General features: G+C 67.0%; 20 protein-coding genes, 1 tRNA gene and 1 pseudogene. 8 read left to right on the forward strand and 14 right to left on the reverse strand.

Annotated features, from left to right (window positions below):
- Positions 1-126: 126 nt before the first annotated feature.
- On the reverse strand, positions 127-444 hold the full coding sequence (locus tag ACYU98_RS08170; RefSeq protein ID WP_460467717.1) for a WhiB family transcriptional regulator: 318 nt from the start codon (positions 442-444) through the stop codon (positions 127-129).
- 344 nt (positions 445-788) lie between these two features.
- Between ACYU98_RS08170 and ACYU98_RS08175 the strand changes: the two genes are divergently transcribed.
- Positions 789-862 (forward strand) — tRNA-Pro (locus ACYU98_RS08175).
- Between the two features lie 118 nt (positions 863-980).
- Here the strand turns inward: ACYU98_RS08175 and ACYU98_RS08180 are convergent.
- On the reverse strand, positions 981-1,439 hold the full coding sequence (locus ACYU98_RS08180; RefSeq protein ID WP_460467718.1) for an SRPBCC family protein: 459 nt from the start codon (positions 1,437-1,439) through the stop codon (positions 981-983).
- A 70-nt stretch (positions 1,440-1,509) separates the two neighbouring features.
- On the opposite strand from ACYU98_RS08180, the gene ACYU98_RS08185 reads away from it, so the two are divergent.
- The gene (locus ACYU98_RS08185) at positions 1,510-2,274 is read left to right on the forward strand and encodes a lysostaphin resistance A-like protein (RefSeq protein ID WP_460467719.1); all 765 of its coding nucleotides are present in this window, start codon (positions 1,510-1,512) and stop codon (positions 2,272-2,274) included.
- On the forward strand, positions 2,262-3,308 hold the full coding sequence (locus ACYU98_RS08190) for an NAD(P)H-binding protein (protein WP_460467720.1): 1,047 nt from the start codon (positions 2,262-2,264) through the stop codon (positions 3,306-3,308). Before ACYU98_RS08185 ends, ACYU98_RS08190 begins: the two co-directional genes overlap by 13 nt.
- Positions 3,309-3,351: 43 nt before the next feature.
- Here the strand turns inward: ACYU98_RS08190 and ACYU98_RS08195 are convergent.
- Positions 3,352-3,783: pseudogene (locus tag ACYU98_RS08195) on the reverse strand (ATP-dependent DNA ligase); the annotation flags it as partial.
- A gap of 323 nt (positions 3,784-4,106) precedes the next feature.
- Between ACYU98_RS08195 and ACYU98_RS08200 the strand changes: the two are divergent.
- On the forward strand, positions 4,107-4,460 hold the full coding sequence (locus tag ACYU98_RS08200) for a hypothetical protein (protein WP_460467721.1): 354 nt from the start codon (positions 4,107-4,109) through the stop codon (positions 4,458-4,460).
- A gap of 68 nt (positions 4,461-4,528) precedes the next feature.
- Here the strand turns inward: ACYU98_RS08200 and der are convergent, their stop codons facing one another.
- The 9 genes from der to xerD form a co-directional block, all read right to left on the reverse strand.
- The gene (der, locus tag ACYU98_RS08205) at positions 4,529-5,995 is read right to left on the reverse strand and encodes a ribosome biogenesis GTPase Der (protein ID WP_460467722.1); all 1,467 of its coding nucleotides are present in this window, start codon (positions 5,993-5,995) and stop codon (positions 4,529-4,531) included.
- 36 nt (positions 5,996-6,031) lie between these two features.
- On the reverse strand, positions 6,032-6,700 hold the full coding sequence (locus tag ACYU98_RS08210; RefSeq protein ID WP_460467723.1) for a lysophospholipid acyltransferase family protein: 669 nt from the start codon (positions 6,698-6,700) through the stop codon (positions 6,032-6,034).
- Positions 6,697-7,380: a (d)CMP kinase gene (gene cmk / locus ACYU98_RS08215; RefSeq protein ID WP_460467724.1), complete on the reverse strand. Its 684-nt coding sequence runs from the start codon at positions 7,378-7,380 to the stop codon at positions 6,697-6,699. Before cmk ends, ACYU98_RS08210 begins: the two co-directional genes overlap by 4 nt.
- A complete protein-coding gene (locus tag ACYU98_RS08220; protein WP_460467725.1) occupies positions 7,373-8,449 on the reverse strand; it encodes a prephenate dehydrogenase in 1,077 nt (358 codons plus the stop codon). Before ACYU98_RS08220 ends, cmk begins: the two co-directional genes overlap by 8 nt.
- 31 nt (positions 8,450-8,480) lie before the next feature.
- Positions 8,481-9,320 carry a pseudouridine synthase gene (locus ACYU98_RS08225; protein WP_460467726.1) on the reverse strand — a complete coding sequence of 280 codons (840 nt, stop codon included), beginning with the start codon at positions 9,318-9,320 and terminating at the stop codon, positions 8,481-8,483.
- Positions 9,317-9,967, reverse strand: coding sequence for an SMC-Scp complex subunit ScpB (gene scpB, locus ACYU98_RS08230; protein ID WP_460467727.1), 651 nt, complete (start codon positions 9,965-9,967; stop codon positions 9,317-9,319). Before scpB ends, ACYU98_RS08225 begins: the two co-directional genes overlap by 4 nt.
- Positions 9,957-10,886, reverse strand: a complete 930-nt coding sequence (locus ACYU98_RS08235; RefSeq protein ID WP_460467728.1) for a segregation and condensation protein A — start codon at positions 10,884-10,886, stop codon at positions 9,957-9,959. The genes scpB and ACYU98_RS08235 overlap by 11 nt, the downstream gene beginning before the upstream one ends.
- Positions 10,855-11,655 (reverse strand): ParA family protein, encoded by an 801-nt coding sequence (locus ACYU98_RS08240; protein WP_460468350.1) that lies wholly within the window; start codon positions 11,653-11,655, stop codon positions 10,855-10,857. Before ACYU98_RS08240 ends, ACYU98_RS08235 begins: the two co-directional genes overlap by 32 nt.
- Before the next feature lie 201 nt (positions 11,656-11,856).
- Positions 11,857-12,783, reverse strand: coding sequence for a site-specific tyrosine recombinase XerD (gene xerD, locus ACYU98_RS08245; RefSeq protein WP_460467729.1), 927 nt, complete (start codon positions 12,781-12,783; stop codon positions 11,857-11,859).
- Between the two features lie 61 nt (positions 12,784-12,844).
- Here xerD and ACYU98_RS08250 point away from each other — a divergent pair, with 61 nt between their 5' ends.
- Positions 12,845-13,450 (forward strand): hypothetical protein, encoded by a 606-nt coding sequence (locus ACYU98_RS08250; protein ID WP_460467730.1) that lies wholly within the window; start codon positions 12,845-12,847, stop codon positions 13,448-13,450.
- Here ACYU98_RS08250 and hisS read toward each other — a convergent pair.
- On the reverse strand, positions 13,441-14,784 hold the full coding sequence (gene hisS / locus ACYU98_RS08255; protein WP_460467731.1) for a histidine--tRNA ligase: 1,344 nt from the start codon (positions 14,782-14,784) through the stop codon (positions 13,441-13,443). The two genes, ACYU98_RS08250 and hisS, sit on opposite strands and share 10 nt — an antisense overlap.
- Before the next feature lie 22 nt (positions 14,785-14,806).
- Positions 14,807-15,502, reverse strand: coding sequence for an MBL fold metallo-hydrolase (locus tag ACYU98_RS08260; RefSeq protein WP_460467732.1), 696 nt, complete (start codon positions 15,500-15,502; stop codon positions 14,807-14,809).
- 115 nt (positions 15,503-15,617) lie between these two features.
- Here ACYU98_RS08260 and ACYU98_RS08265 point away from each other — a divergent pair, with 115 nt between their 5' ends.
- From ACYU98_RS08265 to ACYU98_RS08275, 3 genes are read left to right on the forward strand one after another with little or no spacing between them, the layout of a single operon-like run.
- Positions 15,618-16,334, forward strand: a complete 717-nt coding sequence (locus tag ACYU98_RS08265) for a peptidylprolyl isomerase (protein WP_460467733.1) — start codon at positions 15,618-15,620, stop codon at positions 16,332-16,334.
- A gap of 2 nt (positions 16,335-16,336) precedes the next feature.
- Positions 16,337-17,695 (forward strand): DUF349 domain-containing protein, encoded by a 1,359-nt coding sequence (locus ACYU98_RS08270; RefSeq protein ID WP_460467734.1) that lies wholly within the window; start codon positions 16,337-16,339, stop codon positions 17,693-17,695.
- A gap of 3 nt (positions 17,696-17,698) precedes the next feature.
- The gene (locus ACYU98_RS08275) at positions 17,699-18,982 is read left to right on the forward strand and encodes a M18 family aminopeptidase (RefSeq protein WP_460467735.1); all 1,284 of its coding nucleotides are present in this window, start codon (positions 17,699-17,701) and stop codon (positions 18,980-18,982) included.
- Positions 18,983-19,018: the final 36 nt, after the last annotated feature.

Raw genomic sequence — 19,018 nt, forward strand, 5'->3', positions numbered from 1 at the left:
CCGCCAGCCGAGTACGAAGCAGCGTTCTATGCTGCCCAAGAAGCTGACCCCGCCGGGGTTGGAATCCAATAGATCGAGCCTCCATCAAACCCAGGGTGGTTCACATGTAGTTCGGGTCCCGGCCACTCATGCTGCACCTCGTGCCAGCGCCCGACGTTCGGCCCGGGTGGTTGCGCCCCACACGCCCCATTCGTCCCGAGCGATCGCAACCTGAAGACATGAGTCGAGGACTGGGCACTCCTGACAGATCTTCTTGGCCTGGCTGATGCGCGACCGCTGAGACGAGTGGAACAGGTCCGGGTCGACCTGGGCGCACGAGAGTTCGTTGTCCTCGACCACCGGGAACGGGTGGGCGTCGACCAGGAGCGCATGTCCGGAGGGTTGTTCGGCCGTGTTCTTCCTGCGGGCCTTGGTCAGTGTGGTGTCTGCGAGGGCGGTGCTCATGGTGCACCGCAGTAGCGCGAGAGGTTCATGCCGTGACGGTGAGACGTCGGCTGGCAGGCCTCACCCCGGCCAGGCGCAGGTACGCCGCTGAGGGACGTAGGTAGCCGTGCCGCGCCACGTGGTGCCGCCCCAGTCGTCCTTGCCGAGTATGCATGTCCATCGCGCGGCTTTCTCGGTTTGACGCCTGGCCCGGGTGGGCCTACCGGACACGGTGAGACGGCCCGTCCAACGCCTCGTCGCGGAGTCTCGATTCGGCCACAGGAGGGTGTCGCGGTATAGTTCACCCGCTGTGCAGACGCGGTCAGACGCCCTGAACCAAGTACGTGCAGCGCACGATTGAACAACGGGCTGTAGCGCAGTTTGGTAGCGCACCTGACTGGGGGTCAGGGGGTCGCAGGTTCAAATCCTGTCAGCCCGACCGTGGGATGTCTCAGGACACCGGCAAGAAGCCCCGAACCCTCATGGGTTCGGGGTTTCTTGCGTTTGGGGGTGGGTTCAGGGGCGTCGCCGGAAGACTTCACCGGCGGTGACGTCGCTTAGCGCAGATGGTTGTCGAGATTGCGCGCGAATCCGTTGCCCATCTGGGTCATCACGACGGTCATCGCGGTGCGGACGGCCGGACCCATCAGTTTCGGGAAGGGCAACCGCGCGATCATGTCGATGTCGATCCTCAGGTCGGTGCCGTCGTTAGTGGGTGTGAGGGTATAGATGCCATTGACCGCGACGAGTTCCTTAGTCTCGGCCGGGTCGGGGGCGTAGGAGATCTTCTCCCGAGGCTGGAAGTCCATCAACACGGTGAAGGTCGGGCGGATCTTCTGGTTCAGCACCGGCACGGAGGTCATCTCCCACAACCAGCGGTTGCCGTCTGGGGTGATCTTGCGCACCAACGGCGTCAGCTGTTGCAGGGTCTTCGCGTCAGTGAGCACCTCCCACAGGCTGTCGACGTCGTAAGGCACGGTCGCTTGGGAGACGTTGCGTGCGGAGAATGAGTTCAAGGCGATCATCCTTCGTGGCGTGGGGTGTCCCAGACTAGGAGCAACCACCGATCCTGAGGAGTTTGCCGCCATGCGTCGTTCGTCGCGCTTGTCCGCGTCCGTTGCACGCGCTAAGCAGTTGCCCTGGATGCGTCCGGTCGACCGGGACCACTGGCAGACCCCGGCTGATTTCCGTCGTCGGCAACTGGTCTGTCTCGGCACGCTCGTCGTCGGTGCACCCGTACTACGGACGGCGCTCGGCCGCCCCCCGGGAAGTCGATCATTCCAGCGTTGGACGGTCGCGCTCGCTGGCATCTGGACGGCCGGGGCGTTCGCCTCCGGGCCGTTGTACGTGGGGCGCTCCCCGTCCTCCCACGGACCGGTGCGACCGCTGGTCCGGCCGGTGATGATCGGCACCACCGCAATTGCCGTGTTCGCTGTGGGAGGCATGCTGGTGGTGCAGATTCCCCTGTTGCGCAAGGAGATCGAGAGCGTCGTCCGGCATGCGCGACTCGGCGACCTGAGGGTGGTGTTTCCACTGACCATCGCCACTGGTGTCGCTGAGGAACTCTTCTTCCGAGGTGCCCTGTACGCCGCGACCCCGCAACCACACCAGGTGGCGGTGACGACCGCGGTGTACGGAACGACGACGATGGCCACGGGCAACCCGATGCTGGTGTTCGCCTCGGCGTTGCTCGGCGCGATGACCGGCCTGTCCCGCCGCGTGACCGGAGGGGTCGCCTCGCCAATCATCATTCACGGGGTTTGGTCCAGCGGGATGCTGCTCATCCTGCCGCGGCTGACCGAACGCGCCGCCGACTGGCACGAACTGCTGTCCGCCAGGTGGCGCCGTTGATCCTGGTCACCGGCGCCGGCGGCTACGTCGGCAGTCGGCTGGTGCCACGGCTGTTGGCCGACGGCCACCGCGTACGCGCGACGTTCACCGATCCTTCTCGGGCCGCTTCGGTGTGGTGGCGGTCCTACCCACTGGTGGACACCGTGCAGATGGACGTCTTCGATCCGGCGTCCGTGGACGCCGCGCTGGCCGGGGTGACGACCGCCTACTACCTGATCCACGGGCTCGCCGATCGCGACTTCGAGCGGTTAGACCGCCAGGGCGCCGAAATCTTCGCGGATGCCGCGACGAAGGCGGGTGTCGAGCGAGTCGTCTACCTGTCCGGGATCGTGCCCGAGCTGCCGGCCGCGCAGCTGTCGCCGCATCTGCGCTCCCGGTTCGAGGTCGAGCGGGTGCTCACCGCCCGCGCACCCTCCGCCGTGACGCTGCGCGCCGCGATGGTGATCGGCGGCGGCTCCACCTCGTTGGAGATCATGCGCCAGCTGAGCGAGCGCCTACCCGCGCAGCCGCTTCCCACTTGGATGAACTGCCAGCTGCAGCCGATCGCGGTCGTCGATGCGCTGGAGGCACTGGTCGGAGCGCTCGATCCTGGAGTGCCAGCGCGCTGGTACGACGTCGGCGGACCGACCGCGATCGGTTACGGGATGTTGTTGTGGCAGTTCGGTCAGGCAGCGGGGTTGTCGCGCCGCCCACGCGCGTTCGTCCCTTTCTTGCCGCCGCGCCTCGTCGCCGAACTCGCCGGCGCGCTGATTGAGGCTCCAGGTGCGACGGTCGAGGCGCTGGTCGAGAGCCTGGCCCACGACATGGTGTGTTCGAGCGACGACTTCGTCGGCGATCTGCTCCCAGCGGGATGGCGCCTGGTCGACCTGCCGCGAGCCATGGCCAGGTCGGTGGCTGATTCCGATTCGGCTGGCGGCCAACGCGATCCCATGCAGCGAATGCCGCACGACGCGAGTTGGACCGCGTCTTCGCGGGGGGTGTCGGGCGGGATTGCCCGGATCGCGGCCTACGGCGTCCGACGACTCGCGCACTGACGCCTCGTTGACGGCTTGACCACGACGCGAACGTACGGCTGTGGGCGAGCGGGTCGAGCCGGCGCTGCAGGTTCGCCAGGGTGCGGGCGTCGAAACCGGTGCCAACCTTGCCGACGTAGGTGAGTCGGTCGCCATCGGTCACGGCGAGCAGCAGCGACCCGATGCGGCCGCTGCGAGCGCCGTTGCCCGGCTTCCAGCCGACCACGATCACCTCCTGCGCGCGCACGTTCTTGATCGTGATCCACGTGCGGGCTCGGGCACCCGGGCGGTAGATCCCGTCGACCGTCTTGGCGACGACTCCCTCCAGCTGCATCTCCTTGCTGGTGTTCAGAGCCAGCTCACGGTCGCGACCAAAGGTCACCGGCACGTGCACGTGGCGCCCCTCCACTCGCAGTGCTTCCAGCGCGGCGCGGCGCTCCTCGTACGGTGTGTGCAGCAGGGACTCGCCGTCCAGGTGCAGCAGGTCGAACGCCATGTAGTGGGCCTTCACTTGTCCGCCCCACCCTGTTTCGTGTGGATCAGCGCGAACTTCGCGACACCGCCGAGGCCACCACCGTCGCGACCGTGCAGCACAGCCACGACCTCCGCGCCGTCGTGCTCCATAGGTGGCCTCACGCTCGTTGTGCGACAAGGTCAGCGCCTTAGTGGTCCCGGTCGCCGGATAGGTCCGCAAACCACGTCGGTCGCTACGGATGTATTCGGCTACCCCTGAGTAATTTGCGTGGTGGGTTGGCTGACACACAGAGTGATCCACGGCATAATGGGCTTCGACGTTTCCGTGGATCCAGGAGGACCCTCATGCACATCTCGCGCAAGCTCGTCGGCATCGGCACCGCCGCTGCGATCGCTCTGGGCATCGGTGGCGCCAACGTGGCATCGGCCGACGCCACCACCGGCGTTGCCACCATCCGCCAGTTCAAGGACGTTGACATTGCCAGCGAGTTGGCCGGCGCCCTGGGCATCACCAAGGCCCAACTGATCAGCAAGGCTTACGGCCAACACATGTCGGTCGCCGAGATCGGCGCAGCGCAGGGCCTGTCGCGCAGCCAGGTCATCACGCGACTCAACAACCGCGCCGCCACCTTCCTGCTGCCCAAGGACCGCGCGCTGGCTTCGTCGATCATCATGCAGAACCTCGACAAGCACATCTGAGCATCGCTCACCACACACAACGAAAGGCCCGGATCCGTTAAGGATCCGGGCCTTCGTCGTACGGCGGGTCAGCGCTGCTTGCGCTTCTCACGCACGCGGACGGAAATCTCGATCGGGGTTCCCTCGAAACCGAACTCCTCGCGCAACCGGCGCTCAACGAAGCGGCGGTAGCCGGCCTCGATGAAGCCCGAAGCGAACAGCACGAACCGCGGCGGGCGGGTCGAGGCTTGGGTGGCGAACAGGATGCGCGGCTGCTTGCCACCCCGGACCGGGTGGGGGTGGCCGGCGACAATCTCGCCGATGAAAGCGTTCAGTCGGCCGGTCGGGACGCGGGAGTCCCAGGAGTCCAAGGCCGTTTCGATGGCCGGAACCAGTTTCTCGACGCTGCGACCGGTGGCCGCGGAGATGTTGACCCGCGGCGCCCATGCCATCTGCACCAGGTCGCGCTCGATCTCACGCTCCAGGTAATAGCGGCGTTCCTCATCGAGCAGGTCCCACTTGTTGAAAACCACAACGAGCGAGCGACCGGCGTCGATGACTTGCTGGATGACCCGAATGTCCTGCTCCGCGATCGATTCCTCCGCGTCGATCAGCACCACGGCGACCTCAGCCTTCTCGATCGCGGTCTGGGTGCGCAGCGAGGCGTAGAAGTCGGCGCCACGAGTCTGGTGAACTCGGCGGCGGATGCCGGCCGTGTCGACGAAGCGCCAGGTGCGGCCGCCCAATTCAATGAATTCGTCGACCGGGTCGCGGGTGGTTCCGGCGACATTGTCGACGACCACGCGATCTTCACCGGCGAGCTTGTTCAGCAACGAGGACTTGCCGACGTTCGGGCGACCGACGATGGCGACTCGGCGCGGACCACCGCGCTGGTAGGCACCGGCAACTCCGGAAAGGCGGGGCAGAACATCCAGCAGGGCGTCGAGCGCGTCACCCGAACCGCGGCCGTGCAGGGCAGAAACCGGGTAGGGCTCCCCCAAACCGAGCGACCACAGCATCGCCGCATCAGCCTCGGTGCGCTGGTCGTCGACCTTGTTGGCCACCAGCACGACCGGCTTCTTCGAGCGGCGCAGCAACTTCACGACGGCCTCGTCGTCGTCGGTGGCGCCGACGGTGGCGTCGACCACGAACAGCACCGCGTCGGCAAGGTCGATCGCGACCTCGGCCTGTTCCGCGACCCGCAGGTGAATGCCCTGCGCGTCAATCTCCCAGCCGCCGGTGTCGACCAGCGTGAAGCGGCGACCGCTCCACTCAGCGTCGTAGGCGACCCGGTCGCGGGTCACGCCGGGAACGTCCTCCACGACGGCCTCACGGCGGCCGATGATGCGGTTGACGAGGGTGGACTTGCCCACATTGGGGCGGCCGATGATCGCCACGACGGGACGCGTGGACTCCTCGTCCTGGACGTCGGCGTTGGCAGCGCCGGCCTCGAGCAGCTTGCGGTCCTCGTCGCTGAGGTCAAAATCCTCGAGCCCGACCCGCAGGGCGCTCTCCACCGAATTGTCGATGTCGTGCGCCGGGGTGTTGTCAGTCATTACACCAGTGTCCCAGGCACCGCGCAGATCGGCGAATCACACCGTTGGCAGGGTCATCCCGGTCTCTTCGACAGCGGCCGCAACGTGCTGGGCCAACCGGTCGCGGATCAGTTCGGTGGCCGCGGCAAGCTTCGCGCGGCCGGGCTGCCCTTCGTACGCGGGCAGGTCGAAGGGGTCCCCGAAGACGACCCGCAAGGGCGAGCGCAGTTTGGGCCACGATTCGTGGCCGGCGCCGGTTCCACGGGTGCCAAGGGTCGCGGCCGGAACGATGGTCGCGCCGGTCTGTAGCGCCAACCAGGCGGCGCCCTGATGGGCGCTGGCAACGGTGCCGAGACCGCGAGTTCCCTCGGGGAAAATGCCCAGCGCGTGACCTTGACCCAGCAGCGAACGCGCGGCGGCAAGCGCGGCCCGGTCGCCGGTGTGCTGTTCGATCGGGATCTGGCCGACGCCGACCAGAATCTTGCCCCAGGCCGATTTGAAGTAGGACTTCTTCACCAGGAAGTGCACGGTGCGGGGTGCGAGGCAGAACACAACCGGCCCGTCGAGGAACCCGGTGTGGTTGGACACGATGATGATCGGGCCGGTCGTCGGCACTCGATCTGCGTGCAGCGCGCGACCGTCGTAAAGAATCCGCGCCACGCGCATTCCGATGCGGTGGCCGCGGTCGGCCCAGCCACGATCGAAGTCCAGCTCAGCGCCGGTCATCGGTTCATTCCTGCCGCCACGATCGCCCGCACCGCGGCGACCGACTGCTCGAAGGTCAGGTCGGAGGTGTCGACGGTGGTGACGCCGTCGGCGGCCGTGGTGAACTGCGAGACAGTCGAGTCGGCTTTGTCCCGGTCGACGATCTGCGCCCGGGTGGCCTCGACGCTCGATTGCAGTTCGCTCGAGCGGCGGCGCAACCGCGCCTGCTCGCTGGCGGTCATCAAGATCCGCACCTCGGCATCCGGCGCGACGACCGTGGTGATGTCGCGGCCCTCGGCCACCACTCCCCCGTGTTCGCCGGCCTGCGCGCGCATCAGGTCTCGCTGGCGCTGCTGCAGCACGGCTCGTACGCCGAGGTTCGTGGCGACCCGCGCCACCTGGGAGGTGAGTTCCGGCTCGCGGATCTCGCGGTCGATCGGTCGCCCGTCGACACTGACCGTCGGGTTCGCGGGGTCGGTGCCCAGCTCGAGCGGGAAACTGGTCGCCTCGGCCTCCACGGCGCTCTGGTTGTCCAGATCGATGCCGCGGTCGAGGCACCACCAGGTCAGCGCGCGATACATCGCCCCGGTGTCGACGTAACCGAAGCCGAATTCCTGCGCGACCAGCTTCGACACCGATGACTTGCCGGTTCCGGATGGGCCGTCGATTGCCACCCGGAAACCTGCCTTCGCCTCATTCATGGACACGCCAACCCTTCGCACTCAGTTCCTCCCGCAGGTGTTCGGCCGCTGCGGGCAGGACGGACAATTCGGCCAGACCGACCGGAACTCCGGCGCCGTGTTCGAGGCGCATGTCTTCCAGGTTGACCCCGGCCGCTCCGACATCGGTGAACAACCGGCCGAGGGTGCCCGGTTCGTCGGGCAGCACCACGACCAAGATCGCGTACGCGGTCGGCGCCCCGCCGTGTTTGCCGGGGATGCGCGCGTGACCGATCTGACCGTCGGCGATCGTACGGGCCAACACGCGCCGAGCGCCGTCGGCGTCGCCGGCCGCCAGCGCGCGCAACGCATCGCGAACCTGCAACACGTCGTCGGCGAGGGCATCGATCACCGGGGTGATCGCGGCCGCGTTGCCGGCAAGGATCTGGGTCCACAGCAGCGGGTCGCTCTCCGCGATCCGGGTGACGTCGCGCACCCCTTGACCGGCGAGTCCAACTGCGGCAGTTGGAAGTTCGCGCAATCGAGCGGCGACGAGGCTGGCCGCGATCTGGGGAACATGGGAGACCACGGCGACCGCATCGTCGTGTTCGTCGGCCGGCATCTGCACCACGGCGGCACCGGTGGCCTCGGCCATCCGGCGTACGGCGGCCACGTCAGCAGCGTCATTGCCCTCACCGGCGCAGATCACCCAGGTTCGACCGTCGAACAAATCGCCGCGGGCGGCGACCGCTCCGGAGCGTTCGCGACCGGCCATCGGGTGGGACCCGACGTAACGCGCGAGATGGGCTGAGCCGGAAGCACGGACGTCGTCGAGCACCGTCTGCTTGACCGAGGCAACGTCGGTCACCACGGCGCCGGGGTGGCGCTCGAGCGCCCCGACCACGACCGACGCGACGACATCGGGCGGGGCGGCGACCACCACGAGGTCAACCGATTCGCTGTCGGCCGCGATCCGTCCCGCGCGCAGGTCACGAGCGATCGCGACAGCCGTCGGCGAGGGGTCCTCCAGGCTCACGTCATAGCCCGCCGCGCTCAGCGCGAGACCGATCGAGGTGCCGATCAGCCCGCAGCCGATGATGTGAACACGCATCAGCCGGCATGCTCCCGATGGGGGTGTTTCATCACAGCTCGGCGGACTTGTAGAGGCCGGCGACCTCCGCCTTGGTCAACGGCCGCATCTTGCCCGGGCGCAGGTCACCGAGGCGGACCGGACCGACGTCGGTGCGGACCAAGGACTCCACCGGGTGACCGACCTCTTCCATCAGGCGGCGCACGATCCGGTTGCGTCCTTCATGCAGGATCAGTTCGACCATGACCCAGCCGGGGCGGCTGTCGATGACCTTGAACGAGTCGACCTTGGCGAAGCCGTCTTCGAGCTCGACACCCTCGCGCAGCTGCTTGCCGATGTCGCGCGGCAGCGGCCCGGGGACCACCGCAACGTAGGTCTTCGGCACCCCGTAGCGCGGGTGCTGGAGCCGGTTGGCGAGGTCCCCGTCGTTGGTCAGCAGCAGCAGACCCTCGGTGTCGGAGTCCAGTCGCCCGACGTGGAAGAGGCGCTCCTTGCGCATGACAACGTAGTCGCCGACGTTCTCCCGGCCCAGGTCGTCATTCATCGTCGACACGACGCCGAGCGGCTTGTTGAAGGCGAGGTAGACGCGGCTCTCGTCGAGCACGACCCGGTCACCGTCGACGTGGACGGTCTGTGTGTCGGGGTCGATGCGGACGCCGAGTTCGGTGACGACGTGGCCGTCGACCGAGACACGACCGTCGGTGATCAGGTTTTCGCAGACCCGGCGGCTGCCCACGCCGGCAGCGGCGAGCAGCTTCTGCAGGCGTACGCCGTCGGGGTTGTGCACGTCGACGGGCTCCTCCGGGCCGCGCTTCGGCGGCACGGGCGGACCGCTACGGCGCATTCCGGAGTTGGACTTGTTGCCGGTCGAGCGGCGCTTCGGGGAGTTCATGCGTGTCCTTGTTCGAGCAGTTCGTCGATCACATCGGTGTCGGGCAGGTAAGGCGCGAGCGCCGGCAAGTCATCGAGCGACGACAGGCCGAGGCGCTGCAGGAAATAGGGGGTCGTGCCGTAGAGGTGAGCTCCGCCCTCACCGTCGGTGCCCATCTCGGCGATGAGTCCCCGGGTGGTCAGGGTGCGTACGACACCGTCGACGTTCACCCCGCGTACGGCGCTGACTCGCGCGCGGGAGATCGGCTGACGGTAGGCGATCACGGCCAGAGTTTCCAGTGAGGCCTGGGTCAGTTTGGCTTGTTGGCCGCCCATCAGGAACTTCTCCACGGCCGACGCGTAGTCGGCTCGGCTGTAAATGCGCCAGCCACCGTTGATCTCGCGCAGGCTGAAACCGCGCTGGGCGGCGGCGTAGTCGCTCTCCAGGGCCACCAGGTGGTCGTGGACCTCGGACACCTCGAGTTCGAGGGCGTCCGCCAGGTCGAGCTCGGACAGCGGCTGGTCGACCACCATCAAGATCGCCTCGATGGTGCTGCGCGCACCACCGGGGAAATCCTGGACGTCGAAACTCTCCGGCTCGATCGTGACCTCGGGCGCGGGCAGCGATTCGTCCAGCGGATCTTGTTGTGGCACTCCGTCATTCGTCACGCTGCTCCTCCTTCTGGGTGGGGTCTTCTTCGTCGAACTCCGCGCTGACCTCGACCTGGGCGTCGGCATCGGTCGCCCACCGGACGGTGAGATCGCCCAGCGCTTCGTTCTGTTCGAAGACGATCGCGGCCTCTTTGAACAGTTCCAGCACCCCGAGGAACCGCGCGACGATGACCAGGGTGGTGTCGGCGTCGGCCACCAGGTCGCGAAAGCTCGCCACCCGCACCGACCGCAACTTCTCGGCGACGATCCCGGCCTGTTCGCGCACGCTCACCGTGGCGAGGTGCAGGTGGGTCAGCCCGATGGTCGGTTCGGGTTTGGGAACCATCGCCGCCGCGGCGATCATCGCCAGTTGTTCGGGCGTGATGTTGATGACCAGCTCCGGCAGCAGGCCGGCGAACCGATCCTCCAGCCCGGCCTGACGCGCGGTGATCCGGCCCGCCGTGGCCATCCGTTGTTCGAACAACGCTGCGACGTCCTTGAACGCGCGGTACTGCAGGAGCCGGGCAAACAGCAGGTCTCGCGCCTCGATCAGCGCCAGGTCCTCCTCGTCTTCCGGTCCACTCTGCGGCAGCAGACGGGCGGCCTTGAGGTCCAACAGGGTTGCCGCGATGAGCAGGAACTCCGAGGCCTGGCCGAGATCCCATTCGGTGTTGCCCTTTTGGGCCGCCCGAATGTGCGCCATGAACTCGTCGGTGACTTTCGAGAGCGCGATCTCGGTGACGTCGAGCTTGTGCTTGGAGATCAGTCCGAGCAGCAGTTCGAACGGTCCGGAGAAGACGTCGAGGTGCACCTCGAACGGGGCTGCCGACGAGCGTTTGGTGATGACGCCGCCGGGAACCTGCGGCGCCCCGTCCGATGACGGGGCGATCGCGTCGGCGGGGCTCTCAGGCTGCGTCGCCGCGGGCGATGAGCTCACGAGCCAACTGTCGGTAGGCCTCGGCAGCACCGTGGTTCGAGGCGTAGGTGGTGATCGGTTCGGCGGCCAAAGTGGCGTCGGGGAACTTCACCGTACGGTTGATCGTGGTGTGGAAGACCTTGTCACCGAAGTGCTCCACTACCGAACGCACGACGTCGCGGCTGTGCAGGGTGCGACCGTCGTACATCGTGGCCAGAATGCCGTCGACCTCAAGCCGCGGGTTCAACCGGTCGGTGACCTTGTCGATCGTCTCGACCAGCAGGGCCACGCCGCGCATCGCGAAGAACTCGCATTCCAACGGAATCAAAACGCCGTGGGCGGCGGTCAGCGCGTTGACGGTCAGCAGACCGAGGCTCGGCTGGCAGTCGATCAGGATGACGTCGTAGTCGTCCAGCACCGGACGCAGCACCCGGGCCAGCACCATTTCGCGAGCGACTTCGCCGACGAGTTGAACCTCGGCGGCCGACAGGTCGATGTTGGCCGGCAACACGTCGAGGTTCTCGGTGGCGGTCTGCTGGATGATCTGGCGGATGTCGTGGCCGCGCTCGATGAGCAGGTTGTAGACCGTCTCGTCGAGTTCGTTGCTGCGCACCCCGAGGCCCGCGGACAAAGCGCCCTGAGGGTCGAAGTCCACGAGCAGCACCTTGCGGCCGTATTCGGCCAGCGCAGCGCCAAGGTTGATGGTGGTCGTCGTTTTGCCGACGCCGCCCTTCTGGTTGCACATCGCGATGATGCGAGCCGGCCCGTGGCCGGTCAACTTCGGGGGCATCGGGAAGGACGGCAGTGGTCGGCCCGTGGGGCCGAGGGTCTCCTGCTGGCTCACTGTTCTCCCGGAGATAGACGGTGTTCTGGCTCTCGCCGATCAGCGGCCACCTTATCGCGGACCGAGGGTCGGTTGCGCCCGGGCAGTTCCCACTGATCGGTCACGGAACGAAGGTGGCGGGGATTTCGCCGTCGCAACGGCACACGATCAGATCGCCCTCGGGTGGGAGGTGGCAAACACTTCCCGCAGCTGTTGCACCGTGACCAGCGTGTAAATCTGTGTCGTGGTCACCGATGCATGCCCGAGCAGTTCCTGCACCACGCGAACGTCGGCGCCGCCGTCGAGCAGGTGGGTGGCGAAGGAGTGCCGCAGGGTGTGCGGCGAGAGGTGTCCGGGGAGTCCGGCGCGCTGCCCACACTCCTGGAGGATGGTCCACACCGACTGCCGGGACAGCCGCCCGCCGCGGTTGTTCAAGAACAGCGCTGGGGTGCCCTTGCCGTTCTGCGCGAGGGCAGGCCGGGCTCGTACGACATACGCCTGAACGGCGTCCTTCGCATAGGACCCCAGCGGCAGCATCCGTTCCTTGTCGCCCTTGCCGACCACTCGTACGGTGTCGGCCGCGAGGTCGACGTCGTCGACGTCCAGCCCGGTGGCCTCACTGACGCGGGCCCCGATGCCGTACATCAGCTCGAGGATCGCCCGGTCGCGCAACGAGCCCGGGGTGTCGCCGACGCTCGCCGCGTTGAGCAGCCGTTCGATCTCGCTCTGGCTGATCGCTTTGGGTAGTCGCCGGCCAGCGGCCGGTGGCGTGACGCCCGCCGCAGCATCGGCGATCGTGTCGCCCTCCAGGGCCAGGAATTTGTGGAAGCCGCGGACCGCCGCGAGACTGCGCGCGGTCGAGGAAGCCGCCAACGGTGGGTGGTCTGCATCGCCGGTGCGCAGATGGGCGACGAACTGCGCGACGTGTTTCTCCTGAACCTGCTCGGGCGCTGAAATCTCTTGAGAAGAAAGGAAATCGACGTATTTGTCGAGGTCGCGTCGATAGGCCGCGAGGGTGTGGCTCGACAACCCGCGTTCAACGCGCAGGTGGTCCAGCCAGCCCCGCACGGAGCGCTCGATCGCGGTGGTCGCCATGGCGGCATCCTCCCAGGTGGGTGCGCGGGTCGGTACATTCCTGACCAGGAGGGGATGCCCGATGAAGCTGTACGCCGAACTGCGGCCGCGCTTGGCGCGCCAGATCGTCTTCGACCTGGTGGTGGCCGGTTGGCTGATCTGGTGGATCCGACTGGGGATGCGGGTGAACTCCAAGGCTGACGGCGCCCGCGCCGGCGCGGACAAGCTGCAGACCGGCGCGGCGGGCCTCAGCAGCAACTTGAACACCGCCGGGGGCCGCCTGGAGAAGGTTCCGCTGGTCGGGGGCACCCTGCGCGAGCCCTTCACCAATGCCGCAAAATCCGCGACCGACTTGTCCGCCTCCGGCCGGCAGATGTCCACGGGCATCGATCAGTTGGGCGACCTGCTCGGATTCCTGACCGCCCTCGCCCCGGTGCTCTTCGCGCTGCTGCTCTGGACCGTCGTACGGCTGCGATACGCGCGCCGTGCTGGTGCTGCGGCCCGGCTCCGGGCAGCCGGCGGCAGTGATCTGCTGGCCCTGCGCGCCCTCGGCAGCGCCGACCCGGCCCGGGTCGTCGCGGTTGATCCCGAGGCCACGGCCAAGTGGCGCGAGGGCGACGAAGTCGTCATCAACGACCTGGCCGCGCTGCATCTACGGTCGTGGGGGCTGCGCCCGATTCACGACTGATCCGGCAGAACCAACGTCGGTTTCAGGTCGGCCTCGGCGGGGCGCCACGAACTGCGATCCGCCTCAACCTGGTCGCCGCTGCGAATGTCCTTGACCTGGTCGGCTTCGTCGCCCGCACCGGGGAACCAGACATAGGGAATCCCCCGCCGATCGGCGAACTGGATCTGCTTACCGAACTTGGCGGCCTTCGGAGCGACCAGGGTCGCAATCCCGTTGCCGCGCAAGGCAGCTGCAATCCGCATCGATTCCGGACGCGACTGCTCGTCATTGACCGCGACCAGAACAGCCACCGGGGTGTCACGCGAAGCGGTCAAGCCCTCCTCCCCGATCAACAGACCGAGCAGTCGGGAGACGCCGATCGAGATGCCGACGCCGGGGAAGGTGCGCTTCCCGTCAGAGGCCAAGGCGTCGTAGCGACCGCCCGAGCAGATCGAGCCGTAGCCCGGGTCGCGCGACAGCATCGTCTCGTAGACGGTTCCGGTGTAGTAGTCGAGGCCGCGGGCGATCCGCAGGTCGGCGACTGCGACGCCCGGCGCGTGTTCGGCGGCGGTGTCGATCACCGACTTGAGGTGGGCCAGGCCCTCCTCCAGCAACTCGTTCTCCACACCCAACGCCCGCACCTCATCCACGAACGAACTGTCCGTGGAGTGAATCCGGGCCAAGGCAAGACATTGGTCAACCTGCTCCCGGGTGCAACCGGCGGCCAGCAACATCTTGGCCACCCCGTCGTCACCGATTTTGTCCAACTTGTCGACGATCCGCAGGGTGCCGATCACATCGTCGATGCCGATCCCGGCGTAGAAGCCTTGGCAGATCTTCCGGTTGTTGACGTGAATTTGGTAGTCGCCGACTGGTAGCCGCGAGAACACGTCAGCAATGACCAACAGCAACTCCGCCTCGTAGTGCGGCGGCAACTCGTTCGCGTCGACGATGTCGATGTCGGCCTGGATGAACTCGCGGTAGCGGCCGCGCTGCGGGCGCTCGCCGCGCCACGCCTGCTGGATCTGGTAGCGCCGGAACGGGAAGGTGAGCTTGCCGGCGTTCTCCAGAACGTAACGCGCGAACGGCACCGTCATATCGAAGTGCAGGCCGAGCGACGGCTCGCTGCCCTCGCCAGCGGGCGCCGCCAACCGGCGTACGGCGTAGATCTCCTTGTCGGCATCCTCGCCCTGCGCGGACAGCCGCTCCACCGGCTCGACGGATCGGGTGTTGATCGAGGCGAAGCCGTGTAGCTCGAAGACCTCGCGGATGGTGTCGAGCACGAACAGTTCTGCGATCCGTTCCCGGGGCAACCATTCCTGGAAGCCACTGATCGGAGTGACCTTGGAAGCCATGAAAGTCCTTGTGTCTGGTGGTTCAGAGGTTCTGCAAGAAGGGGTTGGTCGCGCGCTCCTGCGCCATCGTGGTGCCGGGGCCGTGGCCGGGAAGAACCAGGGCAGTGTCGGGCAGCGGCAGAACCTTGTTCTTAAGGGACTGCTGCATCGCCTCCGCTGACCCGCCGGCGAGGTCGGTGCGTCCGATGGAGCCGGCGAACAGGACGTCGCCGGACAGCACCGTCGAGGTGACCTCGACCGTGTCCGGCAGACCGTCCGGAACCTCGTCGATCCCGAACATCACCGAGCCCTCCGTATGCCCGGGGGCATGAGTGACAGTGAAGTTCAGCCCGGCGATCGTGAGGCGCTGAGCATCGTTGAGCTCCACGACCTTCTCCGGGGCCTTCCACGTGGCGGCGCGTCCGAACTGCTGCTCGAACATCCCGACCATCTGCGGGCTGAGCAATTTGATCGGGTCGGCCAGCCGGTAACGGTCCTCGGAATGGATGTACGCAGCAACGTCACCGCCACAGACCGGAGTCACCGAATAGACGTGGTCGACATGGCCGTGGGTCAACAACACCGCCGCAGGTTTGAGCCGCAAATCGCCGAGGATCTCGCCCAATCGATCCTCGACCCCGATGCCGGGGTCGACGATCACACACTCTTGCCCTTGGCCACCGGCAAGCACGTAACAGTTGGTCCCGAACGCCTCAGCGGGGAAGTACACGGTCAGCACCCGGCCGAGCCTATCGGGTGGGTTGTGTCCGCCCTGTGACCGTATATCCCGCCGACCCCCACATGCCGTTGCTTAGACTGGCGCGCGATCGCCACATTCCATCGGAAGAGAACCTGTGTTCCTGCCTTTCACCCACGGCCGTTCAGTTGTCGGCAGTATTGCTGCCGGCCTGCTGGCCGCCACTGCCCTCGCTGCGTGCGCCGACGGCTCCACCAGCCCCCAGGATGTGACTGTGGGGGAAACGTCTTCGGCTGCTGCTGGCGCGGTGACCTGCACCAAGCCGCCGCAGGCCCAGGCGAAGAACCAGGCGCTGACTCTCCCGGACAAGGCGGCCAGCCAGGGCAAGACCTACCTGGCAACGGTGCAGACCAACTGCGGTGCGATCGTGCTGGAACTCGACGGCTCGAAGGCACCGCAGACCGTCGCCTCGTTCATCCAGTTGTCCACGAGCTATTACGACAACAGCCCGTGTCACCGCTTGGTGGCCGACTTCGTACTGCAGTGTGGCGACCCGACCGGCACAGGCAGCGGCGGTCCGGGCTACACCTTCGGGTTGGAGAACGCACCCAAGGACAACCAATACCCCCGCGGAGTACTCGCGATGGCCCGCCAGGCCAACGACGGCAACTCCAACGGCGGCCAGTTCTTCATCACCCTGGCCAACACCCCGATTCCCGCCGACACCGCTGGCGGCTACACCATCTTCGGCAAGGTCGTCAGCGGAATGAATGTCGTTGACTACGTTGCTGCCAAGGGAGTCGCTGCAGGCAGCGAGTCGCCCACCCAGCCGATCTCGATCCTGAAGATCACCGTTCAAGAGAAGAAGGCCTGACCATGTCGACCGACACTCCGAAGCCGACCCCGCGCCCGGGCGTGCCGACCCCTGCGGCGATGAAGCCGCACGCGCCGGTCGCAGCCATGGCTGGGTCCCCGGCTCCCGCTGCGCCGGCCATGTCGAGCAGCAACGCCGCCACCTTCGGGCGCGTCGCGGAAGACGGCACCGTTTTCGTCCGCACCCCCGACGGTGAGAAGGAGGTCGGCTCCTACCCGGAGGCAACCCACGACGAGGCGCTGGCCTATTTCGCCCGCAAGTACGACGAGATTGCCGCTTCGGCCACCTTGTTGCTGCAGCGCGTGGTGCAGACCGACCTGTCGGTCTCCGACGGGCGTACGGCGTTGAAGGGTCTGCGTGAGCAGGTCGACAGCGCGAACGTGGTCGGTGACCTCGCGGCTCTCGATGCGACCGTGGAGCAGATCGAAACCGCGCTGACCGCCAAGGCGCAGGTTGAGAACCAGCAGCGCGCCGAAGCCAAGGCCGCGGCGCTGGCGAAGCGCGAGGCAGTGGTCGCCGAGGCCGAGGAGATCGCCGGCCAGCCCGTCAACAAGGTCCACTGGAAGCAGTCGACCGCTCGGATGCGCGAGCTGCTCGATGAGTGGAAGACGTTGCAGCGCGGGGGTGCTCGTCTGGACAAGGAGACCGAGAACAGCCTGTGGCAGCGCTTCAGCCACGCCCGCAACGGCTTCGACAAGACCCGTCGCTCTCACTTCGCCAAGCTCGACGACGAACACTCCAGCGCCAAGTCCGAGAAGACTCGACTGGTCGCCGAGGCCGAGAAGCTGTCGACGTCGACCGAGTGGGGCCCCACTGCTGGCGCCTTCAAGCGGCTCATGTCGCAGTGGAAGGACGCCGGGCGCGCCTCCCGCAGCGATGACGACGCACTGTGGAACCGGTTCAAGGCCGCGCAGGACGCGTTCTTCAACGCCAAGGACGAGGTCGTCGCCGCCGAGAACGTCGAGTTCGAGTCGAACTTGAAGGTTAAGGAAGAGCTGCTGACTCAGGCACAAGCGTTGCTCTCGATCAAGGATCTCGGCCGCCAGAAGGCCGCCCTGCGCGATCTTCAGGAGAAGTGGGACGCTGCCGGAAAGGTGCCACGCAAGGACATCGAGCGGATGGAACGCGCTATGCGCAAGGTCGAGCAGACCGTGCGCGACGCCGAGGACAACCAATGGCAGCGCACCGACCCCGAGCTGACCGCCCGGGCGCAGTCGATGGTCGATCAGTTGGAGTCCGCGATCGCTGATCTGCAGAAGAAGCGGGCGAAGGCCGACCCGGCCAAGGCCGCCAAGCTTGACGAGGAGATCTCGGCGAAGCAGACCTGGTTGGAGCAGGCCCGGCGCGGACTGGGAAACTGACCCGTGACTTCGGCCGCCGACGGTCTGATCGACTACCTGAACGCCAGCCCCTCCCCCTTCCACGCCTGCGAAACTTCCGCCGAGCAACTACAGGCCGCGGGCTTCGTACGACTGGAAGAACGCGACGCGTGGCCGGCCGAAACCGGCCGCTGGTTCGCGGTACGTGGTGGGAGTCTGATCGCGTGGTCGACGGAGCATTCTGACGGTCCGGCGACCGGATTCCGGGTGGTCGGTGCCCACACCGACTCCCCCAACTTCCGGATCAAGCCGCGCCCAGACCGCGCAACGCTCGGTTGGCAGCAGTTGGGTGTGGAGCCGTACGGCGGCTTGATCACCAACAGCTGGCTCGATCGTGACCTCGGGCTTTCGGGGCGGGTCGCGGTGCGTGGCAAGAATGGCGTCGAACAGCGCCTGTTGCGGGTCGACGAGCCACTGCTGCGCATCTCCCGGCTCGCGATCCACCTCGACCGCAGCGTGCGCGAGGGCGAGAAGTTCAACGAACAGTTCCAGCTCTCACCGCACTGGGGGTTGAGCCAGGCCCCCGCGTTCACCGAGTTCCTCGCCGACCGACTCGGGGTCTCCCGCACAGCCGTCCTCGGCTGGGATGTCATGACCCACGACGTGCAACCCGCCGCGTTCACCGGGCTCCACCAGGAATTCGTTGCGGGCGCGCGCATGGACAACCTCGCGACGGCCTACGCCGGAACCCGCGCCCTCATCGAGGCTGTCGGCAGCGCTCCGGCGCGATCGACCACCCAGGTGCTCGTGCTGTTCGACCACGAAGAGATCGGCAGCATGACCGATCGTGGTGCGTTCTCCTCGCTTCTGCCGACCGTCCTGGAACGGATCACCACCACCCTGGGCGGCAGCCGCGACGACCTGCACCGGGCGCTCGCCGACACCGTCATCGCCTCCGGTGACATGGCCCACGCCACCCATCCGAACTATGCCGACCGCCACGAACCGGAACACCGGATCGCGATGAACGGCGGTCCGGTGTTGAAGGTGAACACCAACGGCCGCTACGCCACCGATGCGGTCGGTCAGGCCGCCTTCGTCGATGCGTGTCACCAGGCGCAGGTTCCGGTTCAGACGTTCGTCGTACGCAGCGATCTGCCCTGCGGGTCCACCGTCGGTCCGATGACCGCGGCGCTGACCGGTGCCGTCACGGTCGACTTCGGCGCCCCGACGCTGTCGATGCACTCGGTGCGCGAGTTGGTGGGAACGCAGGACCAGCGGATGTACGCCGCGGCCCTCGCCGCGTTCCTCTCCCCCAGCGCTGGTTGAGCGGGTCGAGGCATTAGCCGAGACCGTGTCGAACCC

Source organism: Calidifontibacter terrae (assembly GCF_054778835.1).

Coding starts and splice junctions, on each gene's coding strand:
- ACYU98_RS08170 (WP_460467717.1), bottom strand. CDS start 444: ATGAGCACCGCCCTCGCAGACACCACACTGACCAAGGCCCGCAGGAAG.
- ACYU98_RS08185 (WP_460467719.1), top strand. CDS start 1,510: ATGCGTCGTTCGTCGCGCTTGTCCGCGTCCGTTGCACGCGCTAAGCAG.
- ACYU98_RS08200 (WP_460467721.1), top strand. CDS start 4,107: ATGCACATCTCGCGCAAGCTCGTCGGCATCGGCACCGCCGCTGCGATC.
- der (WP_460467722.1), bottom strand. CDS start 5,995: ATGACTGACAACACCCCGGCGCACGACATCGACAATTCGGTGGAGAGC.
- ACYU98_RS08210 (WP_460467723.1), bottom strand. CDS start 6,700: ATGACCGGCGCTGAGCTGGACTTCGATCGTGGCTGGGCCGACCGCGGC.
- cmk (WP_460467724.1), bottom strand. CDS start 7,380: ATGAATGAGGCGAAGGCAGGTTTCCGGGTGGCAATCGACGGCCCATCC.
- ACYU98_RS08220 (WP_460467725.1), bottom strand. CDS start 8,449: ATGCGTGTTCACATCATCGGCTGCGGGCTGATCGGCACCTCGATCGGT.
- ACYU98_RS08225 (WP_460467726.1), bottom strand. CDS start 9,320: ATGAACTCCCCGAAGCGCCGCTCGACCGGCAACAAGTCCAACTCCGGA.
- ACYU98_RS08240 (WP_460468350.1), bottom strand. CDS start 11,655: ATGCCCCCGAAGTTGACCGGCCACGGGCCGGCTCGCATCATCGCGATG.
- xerD (WP_460467729.1), bottom strand. CDS start 12,783: ATGGCGACCACCGCGATCGAGCGCTCCGTGCGGGGCTGGCTGGACCAC.
- ACYU98_RS08250 (WP_460467730.1), top strand. CDS start 12,845: ATGAAGCTGTACGCCGAACTGCGGCCGCGCTTGGCGCGCCAGATCGTC.
- hisS (WP_460467731.1), bottom strand. CDS start 14,784: ATGGCTTCCAAGGTCACTCCGATCAGTGGCTTCCAGGAATGGTTGCCC.
- ACYU98_RS08270 (WP_460467734.1), top strand. CDS start 16,337: ATGTCGACCGACACTCCGAAGCCGACCCCGCGCCCGGGCGTGCCGACC.